The sequence below is a fragment of the Scopulibacillus darangshiensis genome (genome assembly GCF_004341035.1).
GTDB classification, from domain to species: domain Bacteria; phylum Bacillota; class Bacilli; order Bacillales; family Sporolactobacillaceae; genus Scopulibacillus; species Scopulibacillus darangshiensis.
This window is the reverse complement of the sequence record NZ_SLXK01000003.1, coordinates 1-25,498: the sequence shown is the minus strand read 5'-3', so window position 1 is coordinate 25,498 and position 25,498 is coordinate 1. Positions and strand designations below refer to the sequence as shown.

At 41.4% G+C, this 25,498-nt stretch carries 34 protein-coding genes and 6 tRNA genes; 9 read left to right on the top strand and 31 right to left on the bottom strand.

What is annotated here, in order from left to right:
- Window positions 1-36: 36 nt before the first annotated feature.
- The 9 genes from EV207_RS03405 to comGA are packed head-to-tail and all read right to left on the bottom strand — an operon-like array spanning window position 37 to window position 4,743.
- A complete protein-coding gene (locus EV207_RS03405) occupies window positions 37-234 on the bottom strand; it encodes a YqzE family protein (protein ID WP_132743672.1) in 198 nt (65 codons plus the stop codon).
- Window positions 235-252: 18 nt separating this feature from the next.
- A complete protein-coding gene (locus EV207_RS03400; protein ID WP_132743670.1) occupies window positions 253-786 on the bottom strand; it encodes a shikimate kinase in 534 nt (177 codons plus the stop codon).
- Window positions 768-1,145 (bottom strand): competence type IV pilus minor pilin ComGG, encoded by a 378-nt coding sequence (comGG, locus tag EV207_RS03395; RefSeq protein ID WP_132743668.1) that lies wholly within the window; start codon window positions 1,143-1,145, stop codon window positions 768-770. Before comGG ends, EV207_RS03400 begins: the two co-directional genes overlap by 19 nt.
- The gene (locus EV207_RS03390; protein ID WP_132743666.1) at window positions 1,142-1,576 is read right to left on the bottom strand and encodes a competence type IV pilus minor pilin ComGF; all 435 of its coding nucleotides are present in this window, start codon (window positions 1,574-1,576) and stop codon (window positions 1,142-1,144) included. The genes comGG and EV207_RS03390 overlap by 4 nt, the downstream gene beginning before the upstream one ends.
- Window positions 1,573-1,905, bottom strand: a complete 333-nt coding sequence (locus tag EV207_RS03385) for a hypothetical protein (protein WP_132743664.1) — start codon at window positions 1,903-1,905, stop codon at window positions 1,573-1,575. Before EV207_RS03385 ends, EV207_RS03390 begins: the two co-directional genes overlap by 4 nt.
- Entirely contained in the window at window positions 1,889-2,329 is a 441-nt protein-coding gene (gene comGD, locus EV207_RS03380) for a competence type IV pilus minor pilin ComGD (protein ID WP_132743662.1), read from the bottom strand. Before comGD ends, EV207_RS03385 begins: the two co-directional genes overlap by 17 nt.
- Window positions 2,313-2,636, bottom strand: coding sequence for a competence type IV pilus major pilin ComGC (gene comGC, locus EV207_RS03375; protein ID WP_132743660.1), 324 nt, complete (start codon window positions 2,634-2,636; stop codon window positions 2,313-2,315). The genes comGD and comGC overlap by 17 nt, the downstream gene beginning before the upstream one ends.
- Before the next feature lie 18 nt (window positions 2,637-2,654).
- Window positions 2,655-3,686: a competence type IV pilus assembly protein ComGB gene (gene comGB, locus EV207_RS03370; RefSeq protein WP_132743658.1), complete on the bottom strand. Its 1,032-nt coding sequence runs from the start codon at window positions 3,684-3,686 to the stop codon at window positions 2,655-2,657.
- Entirely contained in the window at window positions 3,673-4,743 is a 1,071-nt protein-coding gene (gene comGA, locus EV207_RS03365; protein ID WP_132743656.1) for a competence type IV pilus ATPase ComGA, read from the bottom strand. The genes comGB and comGA overlap by 14 nt, the downstream gene beginning before the upstream one ends.
- Window positions 4,744-4,931: 188 nt before the next feature.
- On the opposite strand from comGA, the gene EV207_RS22925 reads away from it, so the two are divergent.
- Window positions 4,932-5,069, top strand: a complete 138-nt coding sequence (locus EV207_RS22925; protein ID WP_165886821.1) for a hypothetical protein — start codon at window positions 4,932-4,934, stop codon at window positions 5,067-5,069.
- A gap of 2 nt (window positions 5,070-5,071) precedes the next feature.
- Here EV207_RS22925 and EV207_RS03360 read toward each other — a convergent pair whose 3' ends face one another.
- Window positions 5,072-5,455 carry a Spx/MgsR family RNA polymerase-binding regulatory protein gene (locus EV207_RS03360; RefSeq protein WP_132743654.1) on the bottom strand — a complete coding sequence of 128 codons (384 nt, stop codon included), beginning with the start codon at window positions 5,453-5,455 and terminating at the stop codon, window positions 5,072-5,074.
- Window positions 5,456-5,654: 199 nt separating this feature from the next.
- On the opposite strand from EV207_RS03360, the gene EV207_RS03355 reads away from it, so the two are divergent.
- Window positions 5,655-5,897: a DUF2626 domain-containing protein gene (locus tag EV207_RS03355; protein ID WP_132743652.1), complete on the top strand. Its 243-nt coding sequence runs from the start codon at window positions 5,655-5,657 to the stop codon at window positions 5,895-5,897.
- Between the two features lie 30 nt (window positions 5,898-5,927).
- Here the strand turns inward: EV207_RS03355 and EV207_RS03350 are convergent, their stop codons facing one another.
- Both EV207_RS03350 and EV207_RS03345 read right to left on the bottom strand, forming a co-directional pair.
- The gene (locus EV207_RS03350; protein WP_132743650.1) at window positions 5,928-6,647 is read right to left on the bottom strand and encodes a class I SAM-dependent methyltransferase; all 720 of its coding nucleotides are present in this window, start codon (window positions 6,645-6,647) and stop codon (window positions 5,928-5,930) included.
- A gap of 68 nt (window positions 6,648-6,715) precedes the next feature.
- Window positions 6,716-7,345 carry an MBL fold metallo-hydrolase gene (locus EV207_RS03345; protein WP_132743648.1) on the bottom strand — a complete coding sequence of 210 codons (630 nt, stop codon included), beginning with the start codon at window positions 7,343-7,345 and terminating at the stop codon, window positions 6,716-6,718.
- A 160-nt stretch (window positions 7,346-7,505) separates the two neighbouring features.
- On the opposite strand from EV207_RS03345, the gene EV207_RS03340 reads away from it, so the two are divergent.
- A complete protein-coding gene (locus EV207_RS03340) occupies window positions 7,506-7,691 on the top strand; it encodes a DUF2759 domain-containing protein (protein WP_132743646.1) in 186 nt (61 codons plus the stop codon).
- A gap of 63 nt (window positions 7,692-7,754) precedes the next feature.
- Here EV207_RS03340 and EV207_RS03335 read toward each other — a convergent pair whose 3' ends face one another.
- From EV207_RS03335 to nfsA, 3 genes are all read right to left on the bottom strand, one after another.
- The gene (locus tag EV207_RS03335) at window positions 7,755-8,945 is read right to left on the bottom strand and encodes a M14 family metallopeptidase (protein ID WP_132743644.1); all 1,191 of its coding nucleotides are present in this window, start codon (window positions 8,943-8,945) and stop codon (window positions 7,755-7,757) included.
- Between the two features lie 78 nt (window positions 8,946-9,023).
- Window positions 9,024-9,986 carry an ROK family glucokinase gene (locus EV207_RS03330; RefSeq protein WP_132743642.1) on the bottom strand — a complete coding sequence of 321 codons (963 nt, stop codon included), beginning with the start codon at window positions 9,984-9,986 and terminating at the stop codon, window positions 9,024-9,026.
- Between the two features lie 26 nt (window positions 9,987-10,012).
- Window positions 10,013-10,762: an oxygen-insensitive NADPH nitroreductase gene (gene nfsA / locus EV207_RS03325; protein WP_207902915.1), complete on the bottom strand. Its 750-nt coding sequence runs from the start codon at window positions 10,760-10,762 to the stop codon at window positions 10,013-10,015.
- A gap of 337 nt (window positions 10,763-11,099) precedes the next feature.
- On the opposite strand from nfsA, the gene EV207_RS03320 reads away from it, so the two are divergent.
- A complete protein-coding gene (locus EV207_RS03320; RefSeq protein ID WP_132743638.1) occupies window positions 11,100-11,966 on the top strand; it encodes a hypothetical protein in 867 nt (288 codons plus the stop codon).
- A 7-nt stretch (window positions 11,967-11,973) separates the two neighbouring features.
- Here the strand turns inward: EV207_RS03320 and EV207_RS03315 are convergent, their stop codons facing one another.
- The 5 genes from EV207_RS03315 to EV207_RS03295 all read right to left on the bottom strand — a co-directional run bounded on the left by EV207_RS03315 (window position 11,974) and on the right by EV207_RS03295 (window position 15,372).
- On the bottom strand, window positions 11,974-12,177 hold the full coding sequence (locus EV207_RS03315) for a hypothetical protein (RefSeq protein WP_132743636.1): 204 nt from the start codon (window positions 12,175-12,177) through the stop codon (window positions 11,974-11,976).
- 45 nt (window positions 12,178-12,222) lie between these two features.
- On the bottom strand, window positions 12,223-12,822 hold the full coding sequence (locus EV207_RS03310) for a molybdenum cofactor guanylyltransferase (RefSeq protein ID WP_132743634.1): 600 nt from the start codon (window positions 12,820-12,822) through the stop codon (window positions 12,223-12,225).
- Window positions 12,823-13,374 (bottom strand): 5-formyltetrahydrofolate cyclo-ligase, encoded by a 552-nt coding sequence (locus EV207_RS03305; protein ID WP_132743632.1) that lies wholly within the window; start codon window positions 13,372-13,374, stop codon window positions 12,823-12,825. It abuts the gene before it with no gap.
- A 58-nt stretch (window positions 13,375-13,432) separates the two neighbouring features.
- Window positions 13,433-13,582 carry a 50S ribosomal protein L33 gene (gene rpmG, locus EV207_RS03300; protein ID WP_132743630.1) on the bottom strand — a complete coding sequence of 50 codons (150 nt, stop codon included), beginning with the start codon at window positions 13,580-13,582 and terminating at the stop codon, window positions 13,433-13,435.
- Between the two features lie 101 nt (window positions 13,583-13,683).
- Entirely contained in the window at window positions 13,684-15,372 is a 1,689-nt protein-coding gene (locus tag EV207_RS03295; RefSeq protein ID WP_165886820.1) for a peptide ABC transporter substrate-binding protein, read from the bottom strand.
- Window positions 15,373-15,640: 268 nt separating this feature from the next.
- Here EV207_RS03295 and EV207_RS03290 point away from each other — a divergent pair, with 268 nt between their 5' ends.
- Both EV207_RS03290 and EV207_RS03285 read left to right on the top strand, forming a co-directional pair.
- Window positions 15,641-15,835, top strand: coding sequence for a hypothetical protein (locus EV207_RS03290; protein WP_132743626.1), 195 nt, complete (start codon window positions 15,641-15,643; stop codon window positions 15,833-15,835).
- A 15-nt stretch (window positions 15,836-15,850) separates the two neighbouring features.
- Window positions 15,851-16,330, top strand: coding sequence for an endolytic transglycosylase MltG (locus tag EV207_RS03285; RefSeq protein WP_132743624.1), 480 nt, complete (start codon window positions 15,851-15,853; stop codon window positions 16,328-16,330).
- Window positions 16,331-16,374: 44 nt separating this feature from the next.
- Here EV207_RS03285 and EV207_RS03280 read toward each other — a convergent pair whose 3' ends face one another.
- The 10 genes from EV207_RS03280 to EV207_RS03240 all read right to left on the bottom strand — a co-directional run bounded on the left by EV207_RS03280 (window position 16,375) and on the right by EV207_RS03240 (window position 22,084).
- A complete protein-coding gene (locus tag EV207_RS03280; protein ID WP_132743622.1) occupies window positions 16,375-18,423 on the bottom strand; it encodes a penicillin-binding transpeptidase domain-containing protein in 2,049 nt (682 codons plus the stop codon).
- Window positions 18,424-18,560: 137 nt separating this feature from the next.
- Window positions 18,561-19,841: an MFS transporter gene (locus EV207_RS03275; protein WP_132743620.1), complete on the bottom strand. Its 1,281-nt coding sequence runs from the start codon at window positions 19,839-19,841 to the stop codon at window positions 18,561-18,563.
- Between the two features lie 573 nt (window positions 19,842-20,414).
- Window positions 20,415-20,585 (bottom strand): hypothetical protein, encoded by a 171-nt coding sequence (locus tag EV207_RS22920; RefSeq protein ID WP_165886819.1) that lies wholly within the window; start codon window positions 20,583-20,585, stop codon window positions 20,415-20,417.
- Window positions 20,586-20,656: 71 nt separating this feature from the next.
- Entirely contained in the window at window positions 20,657-21,268 is a 612-nt protein-coding gene (locus EV207_RS03270; RefSeq protein WP_132743618.1) for a superoxide dismutase, read from the bottom strand.
- Window positions 21,269-21,541: 273 nt separating this feature from the next.
- A tRNA-Met gene (locus EV207_RS03265) sits at window positions 21,542-21,618 on the bottom strand.
- 40 nt (window positions 21,619-21,658) lie between these two features.
- Window positions 21,659-21,751, bottom strand: a tRNA-Ser gene (locus EV207_RS03260).
- A 13-nt stretch (window positions 21,752-21,764) separates the two neighbouring features.
- Window positions 21,765-21,841: transfer RNA gene (locus EV207_RS03255), tRNA-Ile, on the bottom strand.
- A 3-nt stretch (window positions 21,842-21,844) separates the two neighbouring features.
- A tRNA-His gene (locus EV207_RS03250) sits at window positions 21,845-21,920 on the bottom strand.
- 9 nt (window positions 21,921-21,929) lie between these two features.
- A tRNA-Met gene (locus tag EV207_RS03245) sits at window positions 21,930-22,006 on the bottom strand.
- Between the two features lie 3 nt (window positions 22,007-22,009).
- Window positions 22,010-22,084: transfer RNA gene (locus EV207_RS03240), tRNA-Asn, on the bottom strand.
- Window positions 22,085-22,539: 455 nt separating this feature from the next.
- Between EV207_RS03240 and EV207_RS03235 the strand changes: the two genes are divergently transcribed.
- Window positions 22,540-23,043 (top strand): DUF1189 family protein, encoded by a 504-nt coding sequence (locus EV207_RS03235; protein WP_132743616.1) that lies wholly within the window; start codon window positions 22,540-22,542, stop codon window positions 23,041-23,043.
- Here the strand turns inward: EV207_RS03235 and EV207_RS03230 are convergent.
- Window positions 23,040-23,675, bottom strand: a complete 636-nt coding sequence (locus EV207_RS03230; RefSeq protein WP_132743614.1) for an NfeD family protein — start codon at window positions 23,673-23,675, stop codon at window positions 23,040-23,042. The two genes, EV207_RS03235 and EV207_RS03230, sit on opposite strands and share 4 nt — an antisense overlap.
- 151 nt (window positions 23,676-23,826) lie before the next feature.
- On the opposite strand from EV207_RS03230, the gene EV207_RS03225 reads away from it, so the two are divergent.
- Together EV207_RS03225 and ispG are read left to right on the top strand one after the other, a co-directional pair.
- Window positions 23,827-24,144, top strand: a complete 318-nt coding sequence (locus tag EV207_RS03225; protein WP_132743612.1) for a hypothetical protein — start codon at window positions 23,827-23,829, stop codon at window positions 24,142-24,144.
- 135 nt (window positions 24,145-24,279) lie between these two features.
- Window positions 24,280-25,398 (top strand): flavodoxin-dependent (E)-4-hydroxy-3-methylbut-2-enyl-diphosphate synthase, encoded by a 1,119-nt coding sequence (gene ispG / locus EV207_RS03220; RefSeq protein ID WP_132743610.1) that lies wholly within the window; start codon window positions 24,280-24,282, stop codon window positions 25,396-25,398.
- The last annotated feature ends 100 nt before the right edge of the window (window positions 25,399-25,498 follow it).

The window sequence follows — 25,498 nt, the reverse complement described above, 5'->3', positions numbered from 1 at the left end:
AGCCTCCATGATGATGAAAGACTGACCGTTGTTAAGTTATTTCTTTTTAAATGCGCTTTTTATTCCTTCAACATAATAGGAACAGGCATTCGGAATCAGGCCGAACAATTCATTTCGCAATGGTTTGCGGTTCTGCCTTCTTTCCCTCTTGACGTCTTTTCTAACCGAACTCGGTTGTTCCATATACTGGACAAATTGCTCAGTCAAGAATTTAACATAATCATTTGATTTCATAGAGATCACCTATTAAGATTATGACCCTAAGTTCCTGTGCCTATACAGCAAATTCACGATCTCGCTGATAATAGTTTGAACGCTTTTCATCGTGGTATTGACCGTATAATCCGCTTCAAGATAATATGGCAGCCTTTTTTCCAACATGGTGATAACCTTTTGTTCTTGATCCCCATGGAGCAACGGTCTTGTGGTATCACCCGCAAGCCGCTTCAAAATCTTACTCGGGCTGCAATGCAAATAAATTGTTATGCCATTCTTTTTCATGATCTGGCGGTTGCCCTCATCAAGTATCACTCCGCCTCCTGTTGTGATCACGGCTCGTTTGCTTGATAGCTCTCTTAAGACACGCTGTTCGCATTCCCGAAAATACGCTTCACCTTGATCGGCAAAGATGTCGGAAATTGACTTCTTGAATGTCTTTTCAATCACATGGTCAGTATCAAAAACATCCAATCCTAAAACCTTTGCCAGTTGACCACCGACCGTTGTCTTACCAGCACCCATAAATCCCGTTAAAAAAACAGCTTCGTTTACGACAATTCCTTCCATTTGGTTATACCACTCATTTCTGTATCATAATAAAATATGGATGATCTTTTCACATTCCGAGCGATTGTTGCAGTAAATGTAATTTTGACAACATGACCGCTGACCTTATCAGTATCATAAAGGACAAATCCTTTTGAGTAAATGAGTTTTCCTGAAGAAGCCAATGTATTGTCTTCAATTCGGTCTTCTAAATCGAAAGCGGCAAGTTGAATCAGTTCATTTAGTTCAAAGGAAACCAGCCTTTCCTTTATAAAACGGCGGTCGCTTTGATACAGGACTAAACTATGCAAGACAAATATAATAAGAATTAAGCTAATGGTCATTGTTAGGGGTAAAATGAACCCTTTTTCATTAGTCATGAGGCACCCGCCTTAGATGCAAAATAAACATCAGCCCATTGATCAATGCTGCCCTCCGTGTCCACTACTGTCATCATCACAGCGTTTTCCTTACAGGAAAAAGCAATTGACCTAACGTGCTGCAGAACAATATCAAATCCTTTATCGTTGACTTGACGGTATACCCGATTACCAGATATTCCAAAAGAAATCTTATTTTCACCATCATAAATATAAAGAGCATCGGATGATTCGCAACTCAAACGATCGGCCCCATGAACCTCCATGGCTGTTTGTTCGAAGAAAAGATAGACATCTTTTTTGGGTGACACATCTTCTTGCCATTGCTTAACAAGAGGCGGAATGACTTGTATGATAAGAAAAATGGTCACACTAAAAACACCTAATGTCATCATAAGCGACAACAAAGAAAATCCGCTTTGATTGTTCATTTTTTCCCCTCAACACATCGGGACAACCCCCGCTGGTTACTGCCTTGCCATGAAATACATAATTTCAATTCATCTTTTGGCATATCATGCCAGCTTAAGTGATAAACCAAGCCATTTTTAATAATTTGATCCTTTTCCGCGATGTCATTGATCCGCCACTGTATCAGTTCATATTGGAGGATATTAACGGCCTGATGCATTTCCTTTATTGCCATCCTTTCATGAGAAATTCTGTTTAGTGCAGGAAAGCTGATCAAAAACACAATCATTAGAATGAAGAAGGCATACATCGCCTCCGCTAGAAATAATCCTTTATTGTTTTTCAACATGAAATCTCCCCTGACCAATGAAAGCCGTAAGCTTATACCTTATACCACCAAGGGAGACATAGAAGCTGCCCGCCCCCATCATGTGGCCATTTTTCAAATAATAAATAGAGAGATTCAGCGTTCCTTTTTCAACAATGATGTTAGGGTCAAAATGATTGATACTGATCATTTCTGTCCCTTTCTCAACCTTTAAGGTGTGCTTGACATTATCCAATGTGACTTTCACTAATCTGCGCTCAGAAACCGCCGTCATCTGAGCCTCCTGCATCACATCGGTTAATTCACCGACAAAATAATCAAGCTTTTGTTGATTCGATACGGCGGCCAGTTTCATAAACGATACTGGAATAATAATCAAAACAATGGAAGCAGCGAGCATTGTTTCAATAAGGGTAAACCCCTTCTGGTTATGGTGCTTCTCCATCTGCCCTGACCACTTTTCCCTCACTATTTATTGATAGTTCTCCGCCATCCGGACATTCAACACTGTCAACATAGCCTTCTCCTTTTAAAGTTGCAAGGTCAGGCGTCTCGCCGTTATTTTCAACTTTATAGGTAGCAATTTGGCTTTGAACGAGTTGAATCGTCGCTTTGCAGCTTTTGGTTTCAACAATATCATGCGATTTGATCATATTTGGCACAGCAATGAGTAATAAGATGGAGATGATCATCAAGACAATCATCATTTCAATCAAAGTAAATCCATCTTGTGTTAGCTTAATATGTTTCATTTATTTCTTCCTTTCTTTTTATAACCCGTTCATAATATGGAAAACCGGAAGAAGAATAGACATGAAGAGGGTCAGCACGAGGCCGCCGATCAAGACCAGAGTTGCCGGCTGAATGACGGTCAAAAGCACTTTAGTTTTTTCCTCCATTTTCGCCAATACCGTTTCACTATAAGTAAATAAAGTGGCTCCAAGCATACCATTTAATTGGCCATTCATAATGACGTGGACAAATTCCTTATCGTAATATGGTTTCCGTCTGATGATTTCCTCAAACCGTTCCCCATTTTTCAGTTGTTCGCCTATCCTTCTCGCTTCGGTTTGAAAAAAGGTTGTAAATTCCTGCTTGGAAAGTGTGGCAATAGCGTCATGCACAGGCATCCCCGATCTCAGAAGACTCCCGAAATGGAAAGAAAAATAGTGGGTGAAATAAAGCTTGATGTAAGAAGAAATAAAGGGGATTTTCAAGAGTAAAGTGATCTTCTTCTCTACGCTGGATAATTTGTGGAAAAGGTAAACAGCAAGCAGCAACAATATGACAAGGCATAGTATGCTGAGACCGATCACTGCAATGTGATCATTTGCGGCAAGAATGACTTTTGTTATCAATGGCAAATCAATGGTCATCGATTCATAAAGCGCTTTGAAACTAGGGAACAAAAAACTGCTGACTAAATAAATCATCATGAAAAGCATCCAAATTAAAAATAACGGGTAACGCAATAATTTTTGCAACGCTTCTTTATGCTTTTCCCTTTTTAAAACCATGTCCCCGCTCTCGCAAAAACCATCGGCAAGGCGGCCGCTTTGTTCCGCATAATAGAGAAGACTGCAAACATCATGCGGAAAGTCCAAAGCTTTTAACACATCGTGAACAGAATAACCCTTTTTCAATAAAGCCAAAAACTGCTGAATAGCATCCCGAACATGTTTCTTTTGCTGGTAAGTTTGAAGTTCTATTGCCAGGTGGAGAGGATATCCTTGAGCTAGACATCTTCCGCAGCTTATCAAGAATTTCCCGCGTTGCGCTCTTGACCATTTACGTTTGAACATGTTGGTTATCACGGGGACTTACAAGGCTGCTTTTGGGGATGTAGCCAAGTGAAACCCCTTGTCTTTGGTAGTCATCCAGCGTTTTGTATGCTGCACGATGTTTTCTTTTGCTGTCGATAAGTTGCTCGTGAAGCGCCATGCCTGCTAGCACCTCAAATATTCCAGTTCTCTTGGAATGATGACGATTGGGGCATTGCGGTTTGCAAACGGGTCCGCATGTCGGACAGGTGATGGTTACCAATCTCTGGGCAATGACGCCAACAAGCATTTCCTTGAGGTCATAGCGGGGAATGCCAAGCTCAATCATCCTTTGGATCGTGCCCGTTGTATCAAAAGCATGGACGGTTGAAAAGACGAGGTGGCCCGTTAAAGCAGCACGGACCGCTATTTTGGCTGTGCCAATATCCCTGATTTCCCCAATCATAATAATGTCAGGGTCATGCCGGAGTATCGCTTTAAACCCGTCGGAATAACCGACATTTGCTTTCTCGTTAATTTCCATTTGTAAGAAGGCGTCATTTTTCTTTTCTACAGGATCCTCTAAGGTGATCACCCTTGCGTTAAATTTGCGTTTTGCTGCCTGCAGCAGGGTGTAAAGTGTCGTCGTCTTTCCTGACCCGGTCGGGCCTGAAAGCAAAATCAAACCATTTTCATAATTAAGGAGTGACATTAATTGTGTTGTAGCTTCGGAAAAAATGGATAAATCGGTAACAAGGAGATCGAGCTTCTGAGGCAACAGGCGGATCACAAGGCTTTCATTATAAGAAGTTGGCAAAGTCGATAACCTAAGGTGAACATAACGGCTCTGAAGGGTCACTTCCATCGCGCCATTTTGCGGGCGTCTTCTCTCACCAATATCCATACCTGAGAGAAATTTAAAATGGGAAACAATGCGTTCGGCAAAACGTTGTGGAAGCAGGTCCAATTCGTAGAGATGATTGTGAATTCGGAGTTCGACGAGGGTGTCTTTCTTTCGGGGGAGAAAATGAATGTCCGATGCTTCCGTTGCAAAAGCGTCTAAGAGAATTTGGTGACTCTTTTTTTCTACTTCATCCAATCCAACACCTTCTTTCTAACAAGATTAAAGGTATAATTCGACAATTTATTTGGAACTCCTTCTTTTTAAAAAAAATTTTTCAAAAATAAAAGTGCCTGCGGACGGCTCCAAACGATGAGGTTATAAGACAATCCTTTGCATTAATATAATATTAAAACAAACCTAGAAGATGAAAGGATGAGTCGCCCGTGTTAAAACATGTGGATTGGCAATTGGTTCTTTTTGTTGCGGTGTCTGTCAGTCAAGACTATCTTTTTCTGAAAAACCTTCCAAGGGTTTATTTCTATGATACTCGTCCAAATGCCAATCCTCCAAAAGCCGCCTGATTTTAGGAAACTCGCTTGGCATCATCCTTCTGATGTTCTGAAAGTTTCACTAGCCCTGACTGGTTATAGCCGACGATCAGCCGTTTTCCGTCTGTGATGATCGGCCGTCTTAACAATTTTGGTTCGTCAGACAGCAATTTAAGCCCTTCGCTTAAGGGTAAATCGTCGATGTTCACATTTAACTGCTTATAAGTTTCGCTTCTCGTAGCCAAAATTTCCGATAAACCGTCTCTTGTCAGTTTTATAATATTCATAAGCTCCTTTACATCAGGTGTTTCCTTGAACAAATGTCGTTCTTCATAATTTATATTATTTTCATTTAGCCAAAACTTTGCCTTACGGCATGACGTACAACTAGGATATGTAAAAAAAGTCAACCTGCCCATCTTAAACCCTCCTTCTACAAAATTTCTTCCCAAAACACCTTGTTTGTAAACCTTATCATACGAAATCTGATTATTATTACTAAAGTTTGGCTTTTTAGGGTATAATGAAAATTGAAATAAATTGTACAAGTATGCGTTTACAACCCAAAACCTTTTCATTATAATTTAAAGAAAAGGATGGATCAGGAGGAGGGATATAATGCCTAAGATGTTTCTTGTGCTTGCTTTTTGGACGGCTGTCACCGGTGTGATGGCAATGGTTGGCGGCATGTGGCCAATGGCGCTCTTATTTTACGGCCAAACAGCTTTTTTCCTCGCTGTAAGTTTCTTGAACTTATCTGAACGTGTCTATATTTATATTTTCGGCGCCTACCTGACCTTGTTCTTTGTCGGCTTTACATATTGGTCTGCCTTTATGATGGTGCCGGGCGGAGCAGAATAACAAAAACGCCAGGAAATCCTGGCGTTTTTGTTATTTTATTGCCTTATAAATTCTATATCCAAGCACACCTTCATATTTCTGCATCAGCCTAATATGATCCATCCACACTTCAAAGGCTTCAACATCAAGTTTTTCGGAAAACTTGAATGATGACACTTCACTCAACATTTGGTCGGTACCTACAAAGACGTCTCCCCTAAAAACATCCACTTCAGAGAAGCCGGCATCATGCAGTGCTGTCACCCATTCATTCTCGGTATAAAGGTCTTGGATACCATACACAGATTGGATTTCTTTGACGGCAGGTTTTGAAAGCTCTCTTTCAGTGGTCATTTCAATAGCGAGTAGAGATCCTTTGTTTGCAAGCACCCGATAATACTCGGCCAGCGTGACAGGTATCTCGGTAAATGCTGTGACTGATTCTGATAAAACACGGTCGAATGAGCCTTCCGCAAACGGCAGTTTTTGTGCATCAGCTTGGATCACGTCGAAAGGATTATTAAGCTCTTTCGCCTTTTCCGATGCCAATTTAATCATTTCAGGATGAAAATCAACAGCGGTAACCAAACAGTTAACATGCTCGGTGAGATAAGCAGATGTGTCTCCCGCCCCGCAACCAACGTCAAGCACCCTGTCATTTCTTCCTATGGTTTCCCTTTTCATAAGAGCCTCTGTTAACGGACGGCCACCGGGATGAGCGCTGCTGATCCCAAGTTTGGCCAAAAAGTTAAGATACTTTTTGTTCTCCACAACTTCCTCCCCTTTAACACATCATCACAACTAGTTTATGACGGGTGTTGGGAGGTGTGCGCCTACGGCTATAGCAAAAAAGGATTTGTTTCCTTTTCTTTCGTCACCGTCGTCTCGAAGCCGTGGCCTGGTGCAACAACCGTTTCCGCAGGCAGGGGCAGGAGCTTACTGTGAATGCTATCAAGTAATAGGCCCTGATCGCCGCCATATAAATCGGTCCGGCCGATACTGCCATTGAATAGTGCGTCTCCTGAAAAAATCACGCCATCTTTTTTAAAATAAAAGGAAATACTTCCTGGTGAATGGCCGGGGGTCTCAAGAATCTCAAACTCAAAAGGTCCAATGGTCATAATGCCTTCTTTATTAATCAGTTCCTCCGCTTGATCAAACACATAGTCTTCAACCATTGGAAAATGAGCTGATCCATTTTTCTCGGGGTTGGCTAGCCAATCCTGTTCTTTCACATGAAGATAAGCGGGAATATCCCACTTTTTCCGAACGGGGTCTAATGCGCCAATATGGTCGAAATGGGCATGGGTCAAGAGTACGGCAAGTGGTTTTAACTGCCTGTCTTCAATTTCTTTAATTAATTTCCCTGCTTCATCCCCTGGATCAATGATAAGTGCTTCACCTTTATTATTTTCAAGTATGTAACAGTTTGTTTGGATCGCTCCTAAGGGCATTTGTGTCCACTGCATGTTATAGCCTCCAATGTTTTTAATAACAACTTCCTTTTAAGTTTAAACCAAATGACGACCTCTCGACAAATATTCAGAAAAGGGTTAAAATATAAAATGGAATACATATTTATGTTCTCTGGAAATAATAGGATTGACAGGTGAGGAGGCGTAATTTCGCATGGCTATTGGTATCATGTTTTTGCTCGTAGCAATTCTCTGCCTAATCGGGGCAATCAGAGAAATCAGCAAAAGAAATTTCTTGGGTGCCGGTTATGCTATTGTGTCACTAGCCTTTTTTGGCTGGTTCTCAATCATGACCATCATTGATGTGCTGGGCGGCGGTGGCGTGCAAGTTGGTGCTTGACTAACAGTGAAAGGTGGAACGAAAGAGCCGTTCCACCTTTTTGTTTATAAATTTTCTTATAAATTATAAATATAAGCTCGCCAAAAAGATTCCTAGGCTTTCTTGATAAATTTCATCAAACTGGCTTAAAGGAAGTGGGTTGGTCCCGCTTCCAAGTTCAACAGTAAAACCTGGACGCCGAAAGTCTTGCTCAAACCAGTCCTTATAACCCGCATAGCTTTTCACATTACGGATTGGTTCATAGCCGCTTACCCGTGAGAATTCTTGGGCCATTGTTTCCGTTTCTTCCGGTTCGTGCTCCTCAAAGCCCCAGTAAATAACCCTTCCCTGTGTATGGAAAGCTAGGACGCGGTCGAAATCCCGTTTCTTTGTTAAATCCGCTATAGCTTTGGCTTCCGGTTCACATAATGGTGACTCGCCGGGGTAATCTCGAGGGGCAGGTGCCTGAGCCCTTGCCTTTTGTTCCAGTTCCCACTTTGCAGGAAATTGATCATTAAGATCAACCCCGCGAATATTCGCCTTCCAATCTTTGAAGCCCCCATTTCCCTTATTAAGCTTCAGAACTTTTTCCCTGTGTGTTTGGTCCTCGGGGGGACCATTCAAGACCAAATCAACCCCGTCCGGATTAACCATTGGCACAATGGATAAAGCGACTTGGTCATAGAAAGGCGCCGTACTTAAGCCCCGCATGGTTCGGCGATTTGTCAATGAAACAAGGTAATCATTTAAAAAGGTCATGATCACCGATGAAGTGATCCATTCATTGGCATGAAATGAACCATTATAATGGACTTTTTTTTCACCGTTTCCAATGCGCAGTTCGTAAATCGGTTTTCCTTCAACACTTTTTCCAACAGTTTCCCTCTTTACAAAAGGATAAACCGTTGTCAATCTGTTAATGTCACGCGCCATTGCTTCGGAGTCATAGGGCTGATCCCTTTTAACAAAAGCTTTGCCAACACTAACAGGTAAGTAGATTGTTTCCCCAATTTTCAGCTCCTTAGGATTCAGATCAGGATTTAACAAAAACAGCGTATCTAGTGCAAGCTGTCTTTTGGTCGCGACTGACCAGAAGCTTTCCCCTTTATCAAGCGTATAGGTTTGGCGGACATATCCTGGAATAGCTACCTTTCGACCGGGCTCAAGACTTTCTTGGTTTTCCATCTCATTACTGTCAATAACCAACTGCAGCGGCACATCGAATAATTGGCTGTAATACCAAAGAGTGTCTCCTTTTCTTACAGTTACATTCATGATATCCCCCCTATCTTGCATTATTTTTATTCTATGAGTGATAGTCATAAAAATATGAAAAAATAGAGGGACCAAGATTTATAGCTTTGTTTTTGCGAGCCACGCCCCGCCGATCACGCCGGCATCATTGCCAAGTTCCGCAAGCACAAGTTCAGCCCCCTCGTAAACCCTAGGCAAGCTGTACAGTTTAAAATAATGATTCACAGGATTGATAAGAACATCCCCGGCTTTTGAAACCCCGCCTCCAATCACTATTTTTGATGGATTTAACGTCATGGCAACGCTTGCAAGCGTCATGCCAAGATGGAAGGCGGCATTTTCTACAACTAAAATGGCCCAAGTATCTTGGGCTTTGGCTGCATCAAAAACATCTTTTGACGTTAAATCACCCGTTTCATCAAATATCCTTTTTAATGCGCTGTTAGGATGCTCCGCAAGTCCTTCGATCGCCATCCTGCAAATACCTGTCGCTGAAGAAACCGTTTCTAAGCAGCCTCTTTTTCCGCAATTACACGGAAGGCCGCCCTCAGGGATAACTGTAATATGACCGATTTCACCGGCCATCCCGGTAACACCATGAACAATTTCGCCTCTTGTTATCACACCGCCGCCAACACCGGTGCCTAATGTTACACAAAGCAAATCCTCGGCACCGTTACCCGCGCCCTGCCACATTTCACCAAGAGCCGCTGTATTGGCGTCATTGTCAAGAATAACAGGCAAACCTGTTGCTTTCTCAAGCTCCTCTTTTAGAGGATAACTGTGCCAGCCAATATTAACCGCCTGGAATATAAAACCATTCTCCATATTTATAAAACCAGGCGCGCCTATGCCGAGCCCTTTAATATCGGAGATTGCCGTGTTATGCTCTTTTAATTTCACCATTATACTTTCTGAGATATCGGAGGTAATATTTTTGCCGTCATGGCTTGTATCCGTTTGGATATCCCATTTGTCGATAATATGTCCTTCATCATCCACAAAAGCCAATTTGACCGTTGTTCCCCCTACATCAACACCGATATACCATGTTTTCCCCATTTATAAGTCTCATCCTTTTTTAAATCTTATTTTAACGGAAAGCCTTTTTCCTTTAAAAAATCCTTCATATAAGTACGATGCGGGTGGGACAGTGCATGTGCGATCTGTTCTGTCCAGCCTTCACTTCTTTCACCGTTTGTTCGCTTATCATAATAGTTGGCGATCAGGCGGTTATATTCATCTAGGTCGTCACGATAAGCTTCCCGGTCGGGCTCATAAGTATTTTCATGGTAGACATGGGTCCATGGGAGACGCGGTTTTTGCTCCGGCTTCTCATCAGGCAAACCGACACATAGACCGAAGAGCGGGATCACCCTATCCGGAAGACCTAGAATCTCGCTTACCTTTCTGGCATCATTCCGTAAACCGCCGATATAGCAAATGCCAAGATCCATCGATTCCGCTGCTATAACAAGATTCTCTGCAGCGAGCGCTGTATCGATCAGAGAAACCATAAAGGTTTCGGTACTTTCAAGCGATGTCTTAATGTCTGCATTCTCCAGCCCGCCAATAAAGTGATGGCGGTAAAGATCAGCACAAAAAACGAACAAGTGGCCATTTTCTACAATGCATGTTTGATTCCTGCCGACTTCAGACAGCTGTTTCTTTTTATCAAGATCTGTCACACCTATAATGGAATAGGTTTGCAGATAGCTTGACGTTGCGGCCGCTTGTGCCGATTTGACCAATGTTTCGATTTGTACGGCAGATAACGCTTGATCCTTAAATTTCCTAATCGAGCGATGAGCCATGATGGTTTGTATGGTTTGATTTATCATTTTGCTCTCCTTTATGTCGTGATATAGTCATTACTCTCTATTTTCCCAAAATTAAAATGGGTTGTCCAATGAAGTTATTTACCTTCATCTGCAACCCATAATAGATTATTATTTATCCGGATCCTTAGTAGCCAGCACTTTTGGCCGTCTGTTCTTCAATGGCATTGGTATCCTGAAGATTTCATCCCGCATGTTTCAAATCCCCCCTTCTCTTCCTACATCATTTACAAATGGGGACAATCCATTCGTGATGACACATTCTTAGCATATCAATAGAGCGGATCAGCATAGGATGGAACAACACGACTTGCTTGTCTTTAGGAGGCATCATGCTATGAAAAAGTATCGTCCGGTGTTTTTTATCATTGCGGTCTCATGTCTTATAGCTTTTCTTATCTTTTATTTTGAAAAAAGCAATGTCCAAGACAGCATCACCTATTTTCCAGAAGACATGGGACTTTCTTATGATTACAATGAAACGGAATTGTCAGCGAAGCCTGCTGTTACGGAAAATGAATATGAACTCGATTGGAAGGTACAGTCACAAACACATGAAAAGGTCTATTTGCGTGAGGATCTGTCGCTATTATATAAAGATGGCAGATTGCTTGCCTTTCTTACAAAATGGCAGGAGGATACCCAAACGCTTGAACAGGAAAAACGGTTTAAGTTTCAAGACAGCGGAAAATTTAAGGCAATCTCATTTCATCATGCGGAAAAACACCAAGATGATCACATAACTGGGAAAGATGTCATGTCTTACGATTATCTTTCCGTTATGGCAAACGGACCGGGCACCTTTCAATCCTTTCAGATTCCCATTACCCCTGAGGAACAGGAGTGGCAAGCGAAGAATGACCGCAGCATCCAAGATAAACGCCAAGCTATATTAAAAGAAGCGGAAAAGAAATTTCAACTCATCCTTAGAAATTATTATATCTTCCCGCTTAGCCATCTTCATGTCTACAACAATCAGACGCTCCCAGGTTTGGATAAAAAAACAACCCATAGGGCGATCAGCCAGCTATGGGAAGGTTTATATAAAAACTATGTGCTTGGAATTAAAATAAAGGAAAACCAAATTGAGAAGCCGATTGGAAGTACCATGCCTCTTATTATGTACGATAAGAAAGCGACACATTTTCTCATTCTTGTTGAAACAAAAGAAGGAGAATTGGCACTCTATAGGCAAAAAATATAGCGGGATGCTAGCTTTCATTCTCCTCGAAATCACGATAGCCGAACCAATCCATCCCTTTGGACAAAAAGTGCCTCATATTATAAGCTTGTGACCAGAATAACTGTTTTAGGCCTGCGATGCCAATCAACAGTTGAAGAATTCTATAACGCTTATTATATATCAGACATACCAATAACACCATAAGCAAGAAGCGAAAAAATGTCATTCTCATTAGCGTAACCTCCTTGCTAGTTAATATGAAGCCGGGAGGTTATTATTATACGTCTTTTTCTTTATATAATTGTTCTTTGCGGTTCATGTTGTCAAACAGCTTTGGAGCAAAGCCATCGTTTTCGGGACAAGTATAGTGAATGTTGACTGATTTAAGCAAGTCATCCATCCTAAGATCATTGTTTTGCAAGAGGTTTTCAATGACTGGCAAGCATCGTCTGTGATAGCAAGCTGTGAGCGGATGCTCATAGCCGCCAGAGATTGGAACGATGCCATCGCATGGAACCAATTCGGCAAGCTTTATTTTCATATTCCGGAGAAACGCCGCAGTGATGAATGGTGTGTCACAAGGAAGAACAATATACCATTCTGACTCTGAAGCGGCCATGGCTGTATAAATGCCGGCAAGCGGCCCCATCCCTTGGCAGTTCGGATTGTCCTGAAGCACAAGGGCGTCAGTCACCGATTGATAGTGATTCATGTCCTCCGGCCTGCTGACGATGATAACTTTTTCAGTCACAGCTTTAAGGGATTGGAGGGAATAATCATATAATGGCCGATTTTGGAAGGGATAAAATGCTTTCGGCTCGCCAAATCGCCTTGATTCCCCGCCAGAAAGCAAAATGCCTGTAAAATGATTGGCCATTTAAATCACCCGGGTCGGTGTGATGATCTTTTGAACGGGCTGATCATGCGGTTCTTTAGGAAGATCACTTAACACCTGCAAATCAAGTGCAAGAGATAATGTTGCACCAGCATAATCCGCCAGAAAGCGGTCGTAATAGCCGCCGCCAAAGCCGATCCTATAGCCTAATTCATCAAAAACAATCCCCGGAACGATGATCATGTCAAGATTTTCTTTATGAATGATTTCGGTTTCTTCCGGCTTTGGTTCGAAGAGACCATAATAGACACTTTCAAGTTGATCAAAATCCGTTATGATATGAAAGGCCATCGCCTTTGTCTCTGGATGACATTTAGGCACCGCCACCGTCTTCGCTTGCCGCCAAGCCTCTTCAATGATCGGACGGGTCGGAATTTCCCTGCCTCTTGAGATGGTAATAGCAACGGTCTTAGCCTCTTGCCATTCCTTCTGAAGCAGCAGTTTATCCTTAATGTCCTGACACTCTTTCTCAAATATCCTATCGGAAAGCCCTTGTAATGCCTTTAACGTATGCTGCCTTAATTCTTTTTTCACATCCCGTCCCTCCTACCGGTTTTATGTAAAGAAAAAACAGCAGGCTATAACCTGCTGCTTATTTCGTCTCTTTATGCAAAGTTTGTTTTCTCAAACGCGGGCAGTATTTCATCATTTCAATCCGCTCTGGGTTGTTGCGTTTATTTTTCATCGTAATATAATTACGATCGCCTGTTTCAGTGCATTCTAATGTCACAAGTACGCGCATCGTTATCCCTCCATATCTTTCAATATTATCAAAGTTAAATATAAACCCTTATTGATTTTATCAAAGAAATGGCCATGGTTCAAGAGGGAGCTGTTAACTAGTTAATGCTTGGCGATATAAGCATAGGTCCAATCTTGGTTCGGTCCAGGGCGTGTATAAACAAATTGTTTCACATACGGTTTCATCAAATAAACATAGGCAGGTTGGTATACAGGCACAATAATCGCGCTATCCAACAAAAGCTTTTCAGCTTTCTGCAAGACCTCATAACGTTTTTTCGGCTCAGCTCCTAGTTTTTTTGCTTTCTGAATCATGCTGTCATATTTTTCACTGCTGAATCCCGTGTTATTGAATGGACCGCCTGTTACCCACATTTCAAGATCGGACATGGGATCAGGATAATCGGGTCCCCAACTCGTTAACGAAAAGTCATAATTACCGGCACTCATTAAATCAGAAAATTGTTTAACAGGTTGTGTCCGAATCTCAATATGGATCCCTTTTAAATTTTTCTCCAATTGAAATTTCAAACTTTGGGCAACGGCAGCGTTTGATGACCCTTCATAGATCAGTAATTGAAGATTGACTTTATTTTTCCCAATTTCATGTAATCCCTTCCGCCACTTCGCTTGTGCCCATTTGAGGTCATGCTTATTAATCTCAGGATAAGCTGCGCGAAAGTCTTTGCCGTCCGGTCCTTTCATTCGGCCTTTAGCCACAAAATAATAAGCGGGCGCTGAGCCATCCTTTAATAAGTATTCAGTTATCTTCTTGCGGTCAAACCCATTGTATATCGCATTACGAATGTCTTTATTTTTTAACGCCGGAATCTTTTGATTTAAACTTAAGTATACATTGCCTTTTCCCAACTCGCCTTTATGCAAATCCGATTTATTTTCATATTTACGGATTAAGTCTGTACTGAGAGTGGTGAAATCAATTTTGTCCGTATCGTAAAGTTTCGTTTGCGTTGACACTTCTTTGATAATCTTGTAATTAACCTTATTTAGATGAATATCTTTTGCATCCCAATAATCCGGATTTTTCTTAAACGTCCAACCCGTCCCATGATGCCATTCAGTCATCGTGAATGGACCATTATAAACCATGTTGTCTGGTTCAATCGCGTATTTATCACCATACTTCTTTACCACTTTTTGATCTACAGGGAAAAAGGGCGGAAAAGCTAACAAACTTAAAAAGAACGGTGTTGGACGCTCAAGTGTCACTTGCACGGTTTTCTCATCAAGCGCCTTAATGCCAAGTTTGTCAACCTGATTGTATAATGCACTCTTCGGATCGGTAATTTCCTTTGCATTTTTGACTGCCGCGGAAGTGAAAATATAAGCGTATTCACCGGCAGTGTCCTTATTCAAAATTTTATGCCAGGCATAAACAAAATCATCAGCTGTTACCGGATCACCATTTGACCACTTGGCATCCGGACGCAATTTAAAGGTATAAACCTTTTGGTCATCGCTTACTTTTGGCATTTCCTTGGCCATATCAGGAATGATGTTGCCATCCTTATCTAATCGCATTAAACCGGATTTAACTTCCTCAATTGCCCGCAATGACACGCCATCCGTCGCACGGAAACTGGCCATCGTCGATATATCCCCGTCAGAAACCATGTTCAATTCTTGAACTTTAGCTAATTTAGACTGGGAATCCTTCGAAGCCTTTTCGTTATTCTTGCTTTCATTGCCATTCCCTTGACAAGCAGATAAAACAAGACTTATGACACAAATCATACTAACTAAAACAATCCACCGTGATTTTCTTTTCATCTCTTGATGCCTCCATTTGTTATAAAGTATTAGGTCGGATACTACCATCTCTATTTATACGACAAGGAGGCCTATTTGACCTGCAAGGTTTTACTATACTAAAATCTACCATTATCAAAAATGTAAAAATTTTACTCATCTCCGGCTCACCCAAGATATTTTTCGACGATATTTTACAAATTCCTATCGTTTCTGCTAAAACCCTTTTTCTCATAATCTCGTTATGGTATAAGTATATAGGAGACTTTAATAGATTTGGGGGATTAGCATGGGCGTTGTGATTTTAATTCTCGTCATTGTCGGTCTCATTGTGCTTCTTCTGTCTTTCTTTAAAGAAGACAGCATTAAGCAATTAGAGGGACAGATCGAAGGTACATCGGTGTCAATGATGCAGGAATTGTATAAGGTTAAGAAAAAAGTTCAAGTGCTTGAAGAAGAGCTGCTTATTGACCGTAAAAAATAAGAAGGTGACAATAATATGACAAAGAGAGGTATGCGCGGATTTGCGTTTGGGATTTTGGTGTCCTGCGCGGTTATCGCCTATTTTTTCTACCAGATTTACCAACCGAGTGTTGATATTAAGAAAGAGCCTTTAACCGAAGCAACGGTCACAAAATACTTAAGTGAACATCAAATGGTGGCGGTATCGGAAGATAATTATAATCAATTAAAAGCCGGTGCAAGGGAAACATCAGCTGACAAAAAGTCGGGTGATCAGTCAAAAGACAAAGCGAAGAAAGATAACAAACAAGTCTACACCACGGTCATTAACATAAAAGCCGGAATGACCACCAAAGATGTCGCAGATCAATTGCTAGATAATCATATCATTAAGGATAAAGATCCGTTTTATGAATATCTTGATAAACATAATCTTGAAAAATACATGCAGCTTGGCAAATTCAAATTATCAAGCGACATGTCCATTGCTGAAATCGTAAAAATACTGACAAAGTAAAAGTTTAAGGGCGTTACAATCAAAAGATTGTAACGCCCTTTATTTTACCCTTTTGTTAAAGAATGCCCTGTTAATTTGTCGTAAGCTTTAAAGATGTCTTGGGCAATATCCAGATTTGTCTCACCATGTTTTATTTCAGGTACAACAACAGCCACGACTACCTTCGGATCATCATAAGGTGCATAAGCCACTAATGATTTATTGTAAAGTTCAGGATCATTTTCAACATCAATTTGCGCCGTACCTGTTTTGGCGGCAATTTTGTATTTTGCATTGTCACGGTGCCCTAAGCTTGGCGCTGTTCCATTCGGTGCATGTGTTACTAAATAAAACCCCCGTTGGACCCGGTCAATTTCTTCTTGTGTATTCTTGATGTGATTAAGCACTTTCGGTTCATAATGATAAATCGTTGGCCCCAATTTTTTCGGATCATTCGTCGGCGCATGAATCGATTTTAAAAAGTGCGGTGCTAATCGATAGCCGCCGTTTGCGATCGTTGACGCATATTGTGCCAGCTGCAGTGGTGTATAGGTATCAAACTGTCCAATCGCGAACTGCATGATTTTACCGCCTTCTTTGGGAATACCGCCTTCATACCCAGTGCTTTCAAACGGCAGATCAACGCCAGTTTCTACTCCTAATCCAAATTGGCCGTATGCCTGTCTTAGGTTTTCAAACGCTTTTCGATAGTGTTCACCGGTAAAAACTCTTGCCTTATAATGGCCATTTTCGGGCCTTAATTTAAAGCCTGCCATATTGGATGCAATTTTTGCCATAAATACGTTGGAAGAATGCTCAAGGGCTGTTTCAGGTGTCAAAGTACCGAAATCACTATAGGATTTGAATCTCCCGCCGTTCTTATAAACGATAGGCATATCATTAAAATATTCCGGAACAGCGTTATATTGGAAACCGCCTAGTACCGTCGCTCCCTTTACAGCAGAACCCATCTGGAAGGCATTATAGATTGCCCCAGATGATGCGTCCTCGAACTTCCCAGTGCTATGGTCAATTTTCCGGCCAACTATAGCCAAAATCCCGCCGGTATGCGGATCCATCACGACAGCATAGGCGCTGTCAAGCTTTGGTTGCGGGAAGGTATGTTTGGTGTTTGATATATCTTTATCTATAATCTTTGCAATTTCCTTTTGCAGCTTATTGTTGATGGTCAGTTGGATATCGTAGCCTCTTTGACCTTCCTTTTTTTCTGGTGTATTGACTGCCTTCCCATTTTTCGTCGTAAACGTCAGGGTTGTCGGAATCCCGCGCAAGGCATCTTCATATTCTTCTTCTAGGTTGCTGACGCCGACCTTATCATTACGGTTATAGCCTTTGGCCAGGAAGCCGTCAACGAGTTCTGAAGGAATATCCTTGACCTGACCGAGGAAGAAGTAGTCACCGTTAGGATATTTCCGGGTTGACGCCACGGCTGTATCGATTTTTCCGTCGAAATCGCCCAGATGCTCACCAATCAGCGCGAGTTCCTTTTCACTTAGGTCTTTCTTGATAAAGTGCGGTGTCAAGTCTGTTGATTGATCCAGCTCCCGTTTGATCGCAATAACTTCCATATCCGCCTTGGAAATGCTGTCCAAATCCTTTTTTGTGATTCGGTCTAAGACAAGATCATACGCTTTATCCGCTTCCTTCGGATCTTCTTTAAAGTTCTTCTGTTCAGCTTGTGTTAGCTTTTGGTCGTAAGCATCACTATGGGTTAATATCCAATAGTCCTTTTCATCCCTCTCGGTCACTTTCGAATCATCCATATTAATCAGCTTTGCTAATTTCTTTGCCGTTTTTAAATTATCTTTGCTCGTCGTCCCTGGCTTCCTTATGTAGACAACCGCTAATTCCGCTTGATTGTCAGCCAGGACCGTACCATTCGCAGCGTAAATCTTCCCTCTCGCTGAATCCAATTGCGTCTTAGCATGATCTGTCTCATTTGCTTTATCTTGGTATTCCTTGCCCTTTACAATCTGGACGACACCAAGACGCAAAATCAATACGGAAAACGCCAAAAATACAGCTAAAAAAAGTATATTTAAACGAAAAGGAAGGTGATTTCTTTTTTTCTTCGTTCTCTTTTCATGATCCATGCCATTCACTCCAAATTTAACTTATGCTCCACCTTCTAGAATAACACAACCCCAAAAAAGTGACACCAAAAAAATCATGGTGCCACCATTATACAATGTTTGAACAGGCTGTTGTTAGACATTCATTGTCAATAAAGTTAAATCGGTGATCCGCTCTCACCGTCCGGGAATTGTTCAGGCGAATTGGCATTAATTTTTCTGTTATGCTGTGTTTTTAATCTGACGTGACGAATGCAAAAATAAATGAAGAAATGGCCAAGCCCGATGAATAATAACAGGTAACGGATGCCTTCTTTATTAAAAATTAAAACGGTTGCAAGGAAGAGTATAATGGAGACGATCCGTCCAGAATTATAGAACATCTCTTTAACAACAATATATTCTATTCTCATTTCCGCGGCCTGCCAGCCTTTTCCAATAACATCATACGTCATTGATACATATGGCACGAGTAAAACAGGATAAGCAATCGCTGCAGTGACGGCATAGAAAATCAACGTGGTATATGTGAGTTTAAAGGCAATGAGATAGACTGACGCGTAGAGAAGGATGCCTCCGATTAGAATCGCCTTTTTCCGTCCTGATGGCTTAATTAACCTTGAGACGAAAAAATAGCTAATAAAAAGAACAGCTGATTCAACAAAACCAAAGGTACCAAGCGCCATTTCACTTTTTGTTGTAATGAACACCCAGATCCCAATAACAAAAACAAAAGTTCCCTCACGAAGACCCTGAAAAAAGTGGGCATTTAAAACCCGTTTCCATTGGGGATTATTTCCACGTTCACTGATAATTCGTTTAATGACAAAGTGACCGTCTGCCGGCCGCCTGCGTAAATAAAAGCTTGTAATAACAGCTAATGTAAATAAAAAAAGTGACACGGCAAAGATAACTTTGTATCCAGTGAACTTTTCCATTGAGGATATGATCCAACCCGCTGTCAAAGGACCGATCATTCCGGCAAATGATGATAAAAGACCAAGGAAGCCGTTAAAGAAATCCCTTGTTTCCGGTTCGGTGATCTCAAACGTCAGCACATTAAAAGCGAGCCAATAGAAGCCGAATCCAATACCGATTAAAGCGCCGAGCAATAGGAGAAATTGTGAGGCATGAGATCCGAGCAACAGGACTGTAATGAAAAAAACAGCAAGGGAAATGACACCCAGCCGCATTACGATAACCCGATCAATTCGCTTTGCCCAGCGTCCGGCCAAAATAAACGTTAACGGTTGAAAAATGACAATCATCAGGTTGTAAAGCCCTATATCCAAAAAGCTTTGTGATTGTTTCCATATATAAACATTAACGAACGTATTAGATAAGGCGATGCTTAGATAATAAAAACCACCGATCAGTAGTAAAAGTAAGAGATCTTTCGGCACATGGTCTTCACCCGTGATTTTCTTAAAAATATCCATTCATCTCGACTCCCCTACTTCTTTAACTACAATTATTGTGTGTCATTGTGTTGAAGATATGCGATGGGAATCAATTTAAACGAAAATATAAATGATGTTGAAAGGATTCGGGTCCTTTTGTTGTTCGGGGATTGCGTCAGTTTTGCAGGTGAGTCTGTTTTGATGGACATTGCGTGAGGGAATCATCGTTTTTTCGGTGAATATGGGGATTTTTTTGATGGTTCTTCCAAAAAAACAATAAAAAAAGCAAAGGCGCCAATTAATGTTTTAACCTCTAAATTGGCGGGCGGAACTAACAAGCGGCAATAGAAGCTTTAGGACTCAGATTCCGCTATTTGCCAAAATGTTGCTCTAATGAGCCCATAAAATACCGGTTAACGGAACCACAGTCCTATACGCTCGCAAAATACAGCATTTTTGCCAAAATAGCGGAATGACAGTCCTATAAAAGGCTGCGCTCAATCCTTATAGGACTCAGGTTCCGCTAATAGAAAAAGCGGATTTATTAATTTCCAATTAACAAGGGAATCCTCCCCTTATATAGGCTAAGCCCCGAAAGTGACAATAAATTTACTACTCGTGTGATGCACCTAATGGTTTTCTGGACGGTTTCTTCAATATCATTTCTATAAGAGGCAGGGAATAACTCGGAATGTAGCTTCCTGAACCATCAAAATGCTCTTTTAATATTATCGGCGACTTTTCCACCTGCACATGTTCCTTCTCCCTCAATTTCTTATCCACAAGCCGACATTCTATAGTTTCCAAAAAAATTAAAAAGGCCTGCGTGACACAGGCCTTTTTAATATCTTCATTTATTTTGCTGTTTCGTAACGCTTATTAACTTCATCCCAATTAACGACATTCCAGAAAGCGTTAATGTAATCAGGACGTTTATTTTGATACTTGAGGTAATAAGCATGCTCCCAAACATCAAGGCCTAAAACAGGAGTTTTGCCTTCAGATACTGGTGAGTCTTGATTTGGCGTGCTGACGATTTCAATGTCGCCATTGTTAACAACAAGCCATGCCCAGCCTGAACCAAAACGGCCTGCCGCAGCAGCTGCAAATTCTTCTTTAAATTTGTCAAAGCTGCCAAATTTAGAGCTAATAGCATCGGCAATTGCACCTGTAGGTTCACCGCCGCCATTTGGTGATAGGATTTGCCAGAAGAATGTATGGTTTGAGTGACCTCCGCCATTGTTTCTGACAGCTGTGCGAATATTTTCAGGAACAGCATTAAGATTTTTCAATACATCATCAACTGATTGGCTTGAAAACTCTTCGTTGCCTTCAAGCGCAGCATTTAGCTTGCTGACATATGTTCCGTGGTGTTTATCATGATGAATCCTCATTGTTTCTTCATCAATGTGTGGTTCAAGCGCATTATAATCATACGGTAGATCTGGAAGTTGATAATTAGCCATCTTAAATCTCCTCCTTGAAATTGGTATGTAGATTTGTCGCAGGACTGTTAGATGGTGATAACAACACCTTGTCCTACACTTTTTACAGTATCAAAATTCCCCGAGGACATCAAATATTAAACATTGAATTTCAAAAAAGAAATAAAAAGGCACATAGCGATTAAAAGAAGACAAAAAAAATAGCCCTTCAAGGACATTTTTTGGTTGCACCCAGTGGGCACTCCCGATATCAAACGAGCATTAATTATTCAACGCGGAACGTTTGATAAATATTGGTTGCGGGGGCAGGATTTGAACCTGCGACCTTCGGGTTATGAGCCCGACGAGCTACCGAACTGCTCCACCCCGCGATGATATAAAAGAATGCTTATTCAACTTTTTTAAAAAATATGGCGGAGGAAGAGGGATTCGAACCCCCGCGAGCCGTTAAGCCCCTGTCGGTTTTCAAGACCGATCCCTTCAGCCGGACTTGGGTATTCCTCCGTATGTTATTCAGTGGTGGACCCTGTAGGACTCGAACCTACGACCGGACGGTTATGAGCCGTCTGCTCTGACCAACTGAGCTAAGGGTCCCAATGGGGCGACTGATGGGAATCGAACCCACGAATGTCGGAACCACAATCCGATGCGTTAACCACTTCGCCACAATCGCCATGGTATATGGTGGCGGTAGAGGGGATCGAACCCCCGACCTCACGGGTATGAACCGTACGCTCTAGCCAGCTGAGCTACACCGCCATTTGGCTCCACAGGCAGGATTCGAACCTGCGACCGATCGGTTAACAGCCGATAGCTCTACCACTGAGCTACTGTGGAATATTATTCGAAGATGACTTCTGTCTCTTCTTCTGCAAGCATATTCTCCGCAGCTTGTGCATCGAGACAACTCGAAGCTTATTCGAGATGCAACCGCTCGTCACTGAGCTACTGTGGAATATTATTCGAAGATGACTTCTGTCTCTTCTTCTGCAATGCTTCAAATAATGTTTAAGAACATTTTAACGACAAGATTTAATTTATCATATGTATCTTGGAGTGTCAACCTTTACTTTGAATAAGTTTTTCAAGCAATTTGTCTGCAATCATCTTTCGGCGACAGAAATAATGATAACACTTCCTAAGCATAAAAACAATACTTTTTTATAAAATATTTTTTCCTTTTTGTTTTTCCAATCTACCCGCTTAATGCTCGGGGCCTTTTTCTTCTTATAGTATAATAAAGAACTTGTTTAATGACCACAGCTTTTGTAAAATTTCCTTAGGGTGATCATATGACGGTATTAAAACAATTGTGGAATAATCTCTTCCATCCCAGAAAATCTTCGATGTACCGGTTTCAAAAAATCACGACCACTATTATGTACGTTTTTCTTTTAACAGCCATCGTGACACTTTGTTTGTCGCCATCAACCTTGATTTCTTTTTATACTAAGAATCCATCACTATCGTCGATCTTCGTTCCAATTATGGTTATTTTTTATTTTTTCGTCATTGCTTGTTTCATCTTTGTTGCGATTACTATGTTAGCTTGCCTTGGCTTTTTGATAAAAAAAACGTTGCAGCGGCGCCTGAGCTTTCAGCATGTCTGGTCGTTAACCGCAAATGCCATAACGTGGCCAACAGTTATCCTTGCAGTAATAGAAACAATCTATTCTCTGCCGCCCTTGTTCTTCAGTGCTTACATTCTTATTTGTATCATTATTCTTGCCTCAATGATTCAAGCAGTGCCCAAACCTAAACCACGGACTATTAAAAGAAGCGGACGTCCCGTCTAGACATCCGCTTCTTTTTCAATAACAATTCTTGTACCGTCAGCCGAGACAACTTTAACAGCTGTACCCTTTTCCAACCAAATGCCGTTCGTGACCGCGCTATACGTCTTTCCTTCTATCTCCACCGTTCCCACCGGTCGAAAAGGTGTTGCCGTGACACCGTCCTGCCCAATTAAATCCTGGTAAGACGCATTCATGGAATTATAGCCTTGTTCACTTGAAAGCTGATCAACAAGCGTTAATTTTGACCAATAGCCTCTTGCAGGGAATACCTTAAGGAAAGAAAAGGAACCGGCGACACCTATGATAAAAGCGATGGAAACCATCGTCCCATAGAGAACCGACGGTGTAGGAAGGGCACACGCTAAAATCATTAGCACAATCCCTATTGCCGCTACCGAACCATTTGTAATTAACTTGCCATCCAGAATAATCAACAACAGGCCCACAGCCAATAGAACTATCATTAACGCTGGTGATTTGTGTGAAAGATGATGTGAAAAATATAATAAAAATAAGACACCGCCGATGAGTGCAAACACACCTTTAGTTTTTACGATCATTTCACCAAATAATAATAGGGCTGCTAATAAAATGACGATAAAGCCGACGACTGGCAGATCTAAAATCCCCATAACGATTCCCCCTTGCTTATAATCCTTGCCCTTTAATTAATCTATACGTCTCATATCCCTTGAAGTTCCCAGAAAAAACAAGAAAGTGAGGCATAATTCCGGATATCTGAACATATGTATGATAGAAATTCGATCTTAAGGTGCTGTTTATATGAAAAAGCTGATTATAATCAGTATATTAGGCTTAGTCGGTTGGACAAGCTATAGTGATATGACTGAGGGTGTCCTCCCCTCTGCAGATACTGGACAACGCAAGACTGACGTAACACAAACCGTCACGATACCATATAAAAACTATCAAGTTGCGCCTGGCGATACTGTCCTCTCCGTCGTTGAAAAGCTAAATCCAAATGATACGATTGCGATCCAGCGAATGGTGAATGACTTCAATAAGCTTAACCCAAATACTGATCCTAATCATATTAGGATTGGCCGGTCATACGCCTTTCCGATTTATAAAAACAAATAACAAGAATCCGTTTGATTTTCGTCACAAAACAAGCCGGCAGATGGCTTGAAAGCCAAGATAGGGTCCTGCTACAATATTTATGGTATACTAAAATGCGTTATAAGATATCTTTCAAATTAAAGGAGCGATAGGGTCATGTCAGAAATAACCCATCGAACAAAAACTAGAAAAGTTAAAGTTGGACCTTTGACAATAGGCGGATCAAATGAACTTTTCATACAAAGTATGACAACAACCAAAACTCATGATGTTGAAGCAACCGTAGCCGAAATTGCCCGGCTAGAAGAAGCCGGATGTCAAATCGTGCGCGTTGCCTGTCCCGATATGAGGGCAGCTGAAGCCATTCCTGAGATAAAGAAGCGCATTAACATTCCTCTCGTTGTGGACATTCACTTTAATTATAAACTCGCGTTGAAAGCCATCGAGGGCGGCGCTGATAAAATCCGGATTAATCCAGGTAATATCGGCAAGCGCGCAAACGTCGAAGCCGTTGTCAATGCTGCGAAGGAAAAAGGGATTCCGATTAGAATCGGCGTAAATGCCGGTTCATTGGAAAGAAGAATTCTTGAAAAATATGGCTATCCAACAGCAGATGGCATGGTAGAAAGTGCCTTATATCATATTAAGATTTTGGAGGATCTTGATTTCCATGATATCATCGTTTCCCTTAAAGCATCCGATGTTAATCTGGCTGTTGAGGCTTATGAGAAAGCGTCAAAAGCTTTTGATTACCCTCTGCACCTGGGAATTACTGAATCAGGAACGAAATTCTCCGGCTCTATAAAAAGCGCAGCCGGACTCGGCATTCTCCTTCATAAGGGGATCGGCAATACATTAAGAATTTCACTTTCCACAGATCCTGTTGATGAAGTAAAAGTGTGCCGCGAATTGTTAAAAACATTCGGTTTGGCGTCAAATGCCGCGACACTTATTTCTTGTCCGACATGCGGGCGCATCCAAATTGATTTAATAAAAATCGCAAATGAAGTCGAAGAATATATTTCAACAATAAAAGCACCATTAAAGGTTGCTGTGCTCGGGTGCGCTGTTAACGGTCCAGGTGAAGCGCGAGAAGCAGATATCGGCATTGCTGGCGGAAATGGCGAAGGGCTTTTATTCAAACATGGTGAGATCGTCCGAAAAGTACCAGAAGACACCATGGTTGAAGAATTAAAAAAAGAAGTCGACAAGCTTGCCAAAGAGCATTATGCCAAAGAAGCAAAAGAAAAGGAAAAAGCGGAAACAAATGCATAAATATATAAGAAAAACCGGGCAAAAAGCGCCCGGTCCTTTTTTGGCTAGAGAATATCCGATAGTTTATATTCCTGACCATGTACCCCTTTATAATACTCAG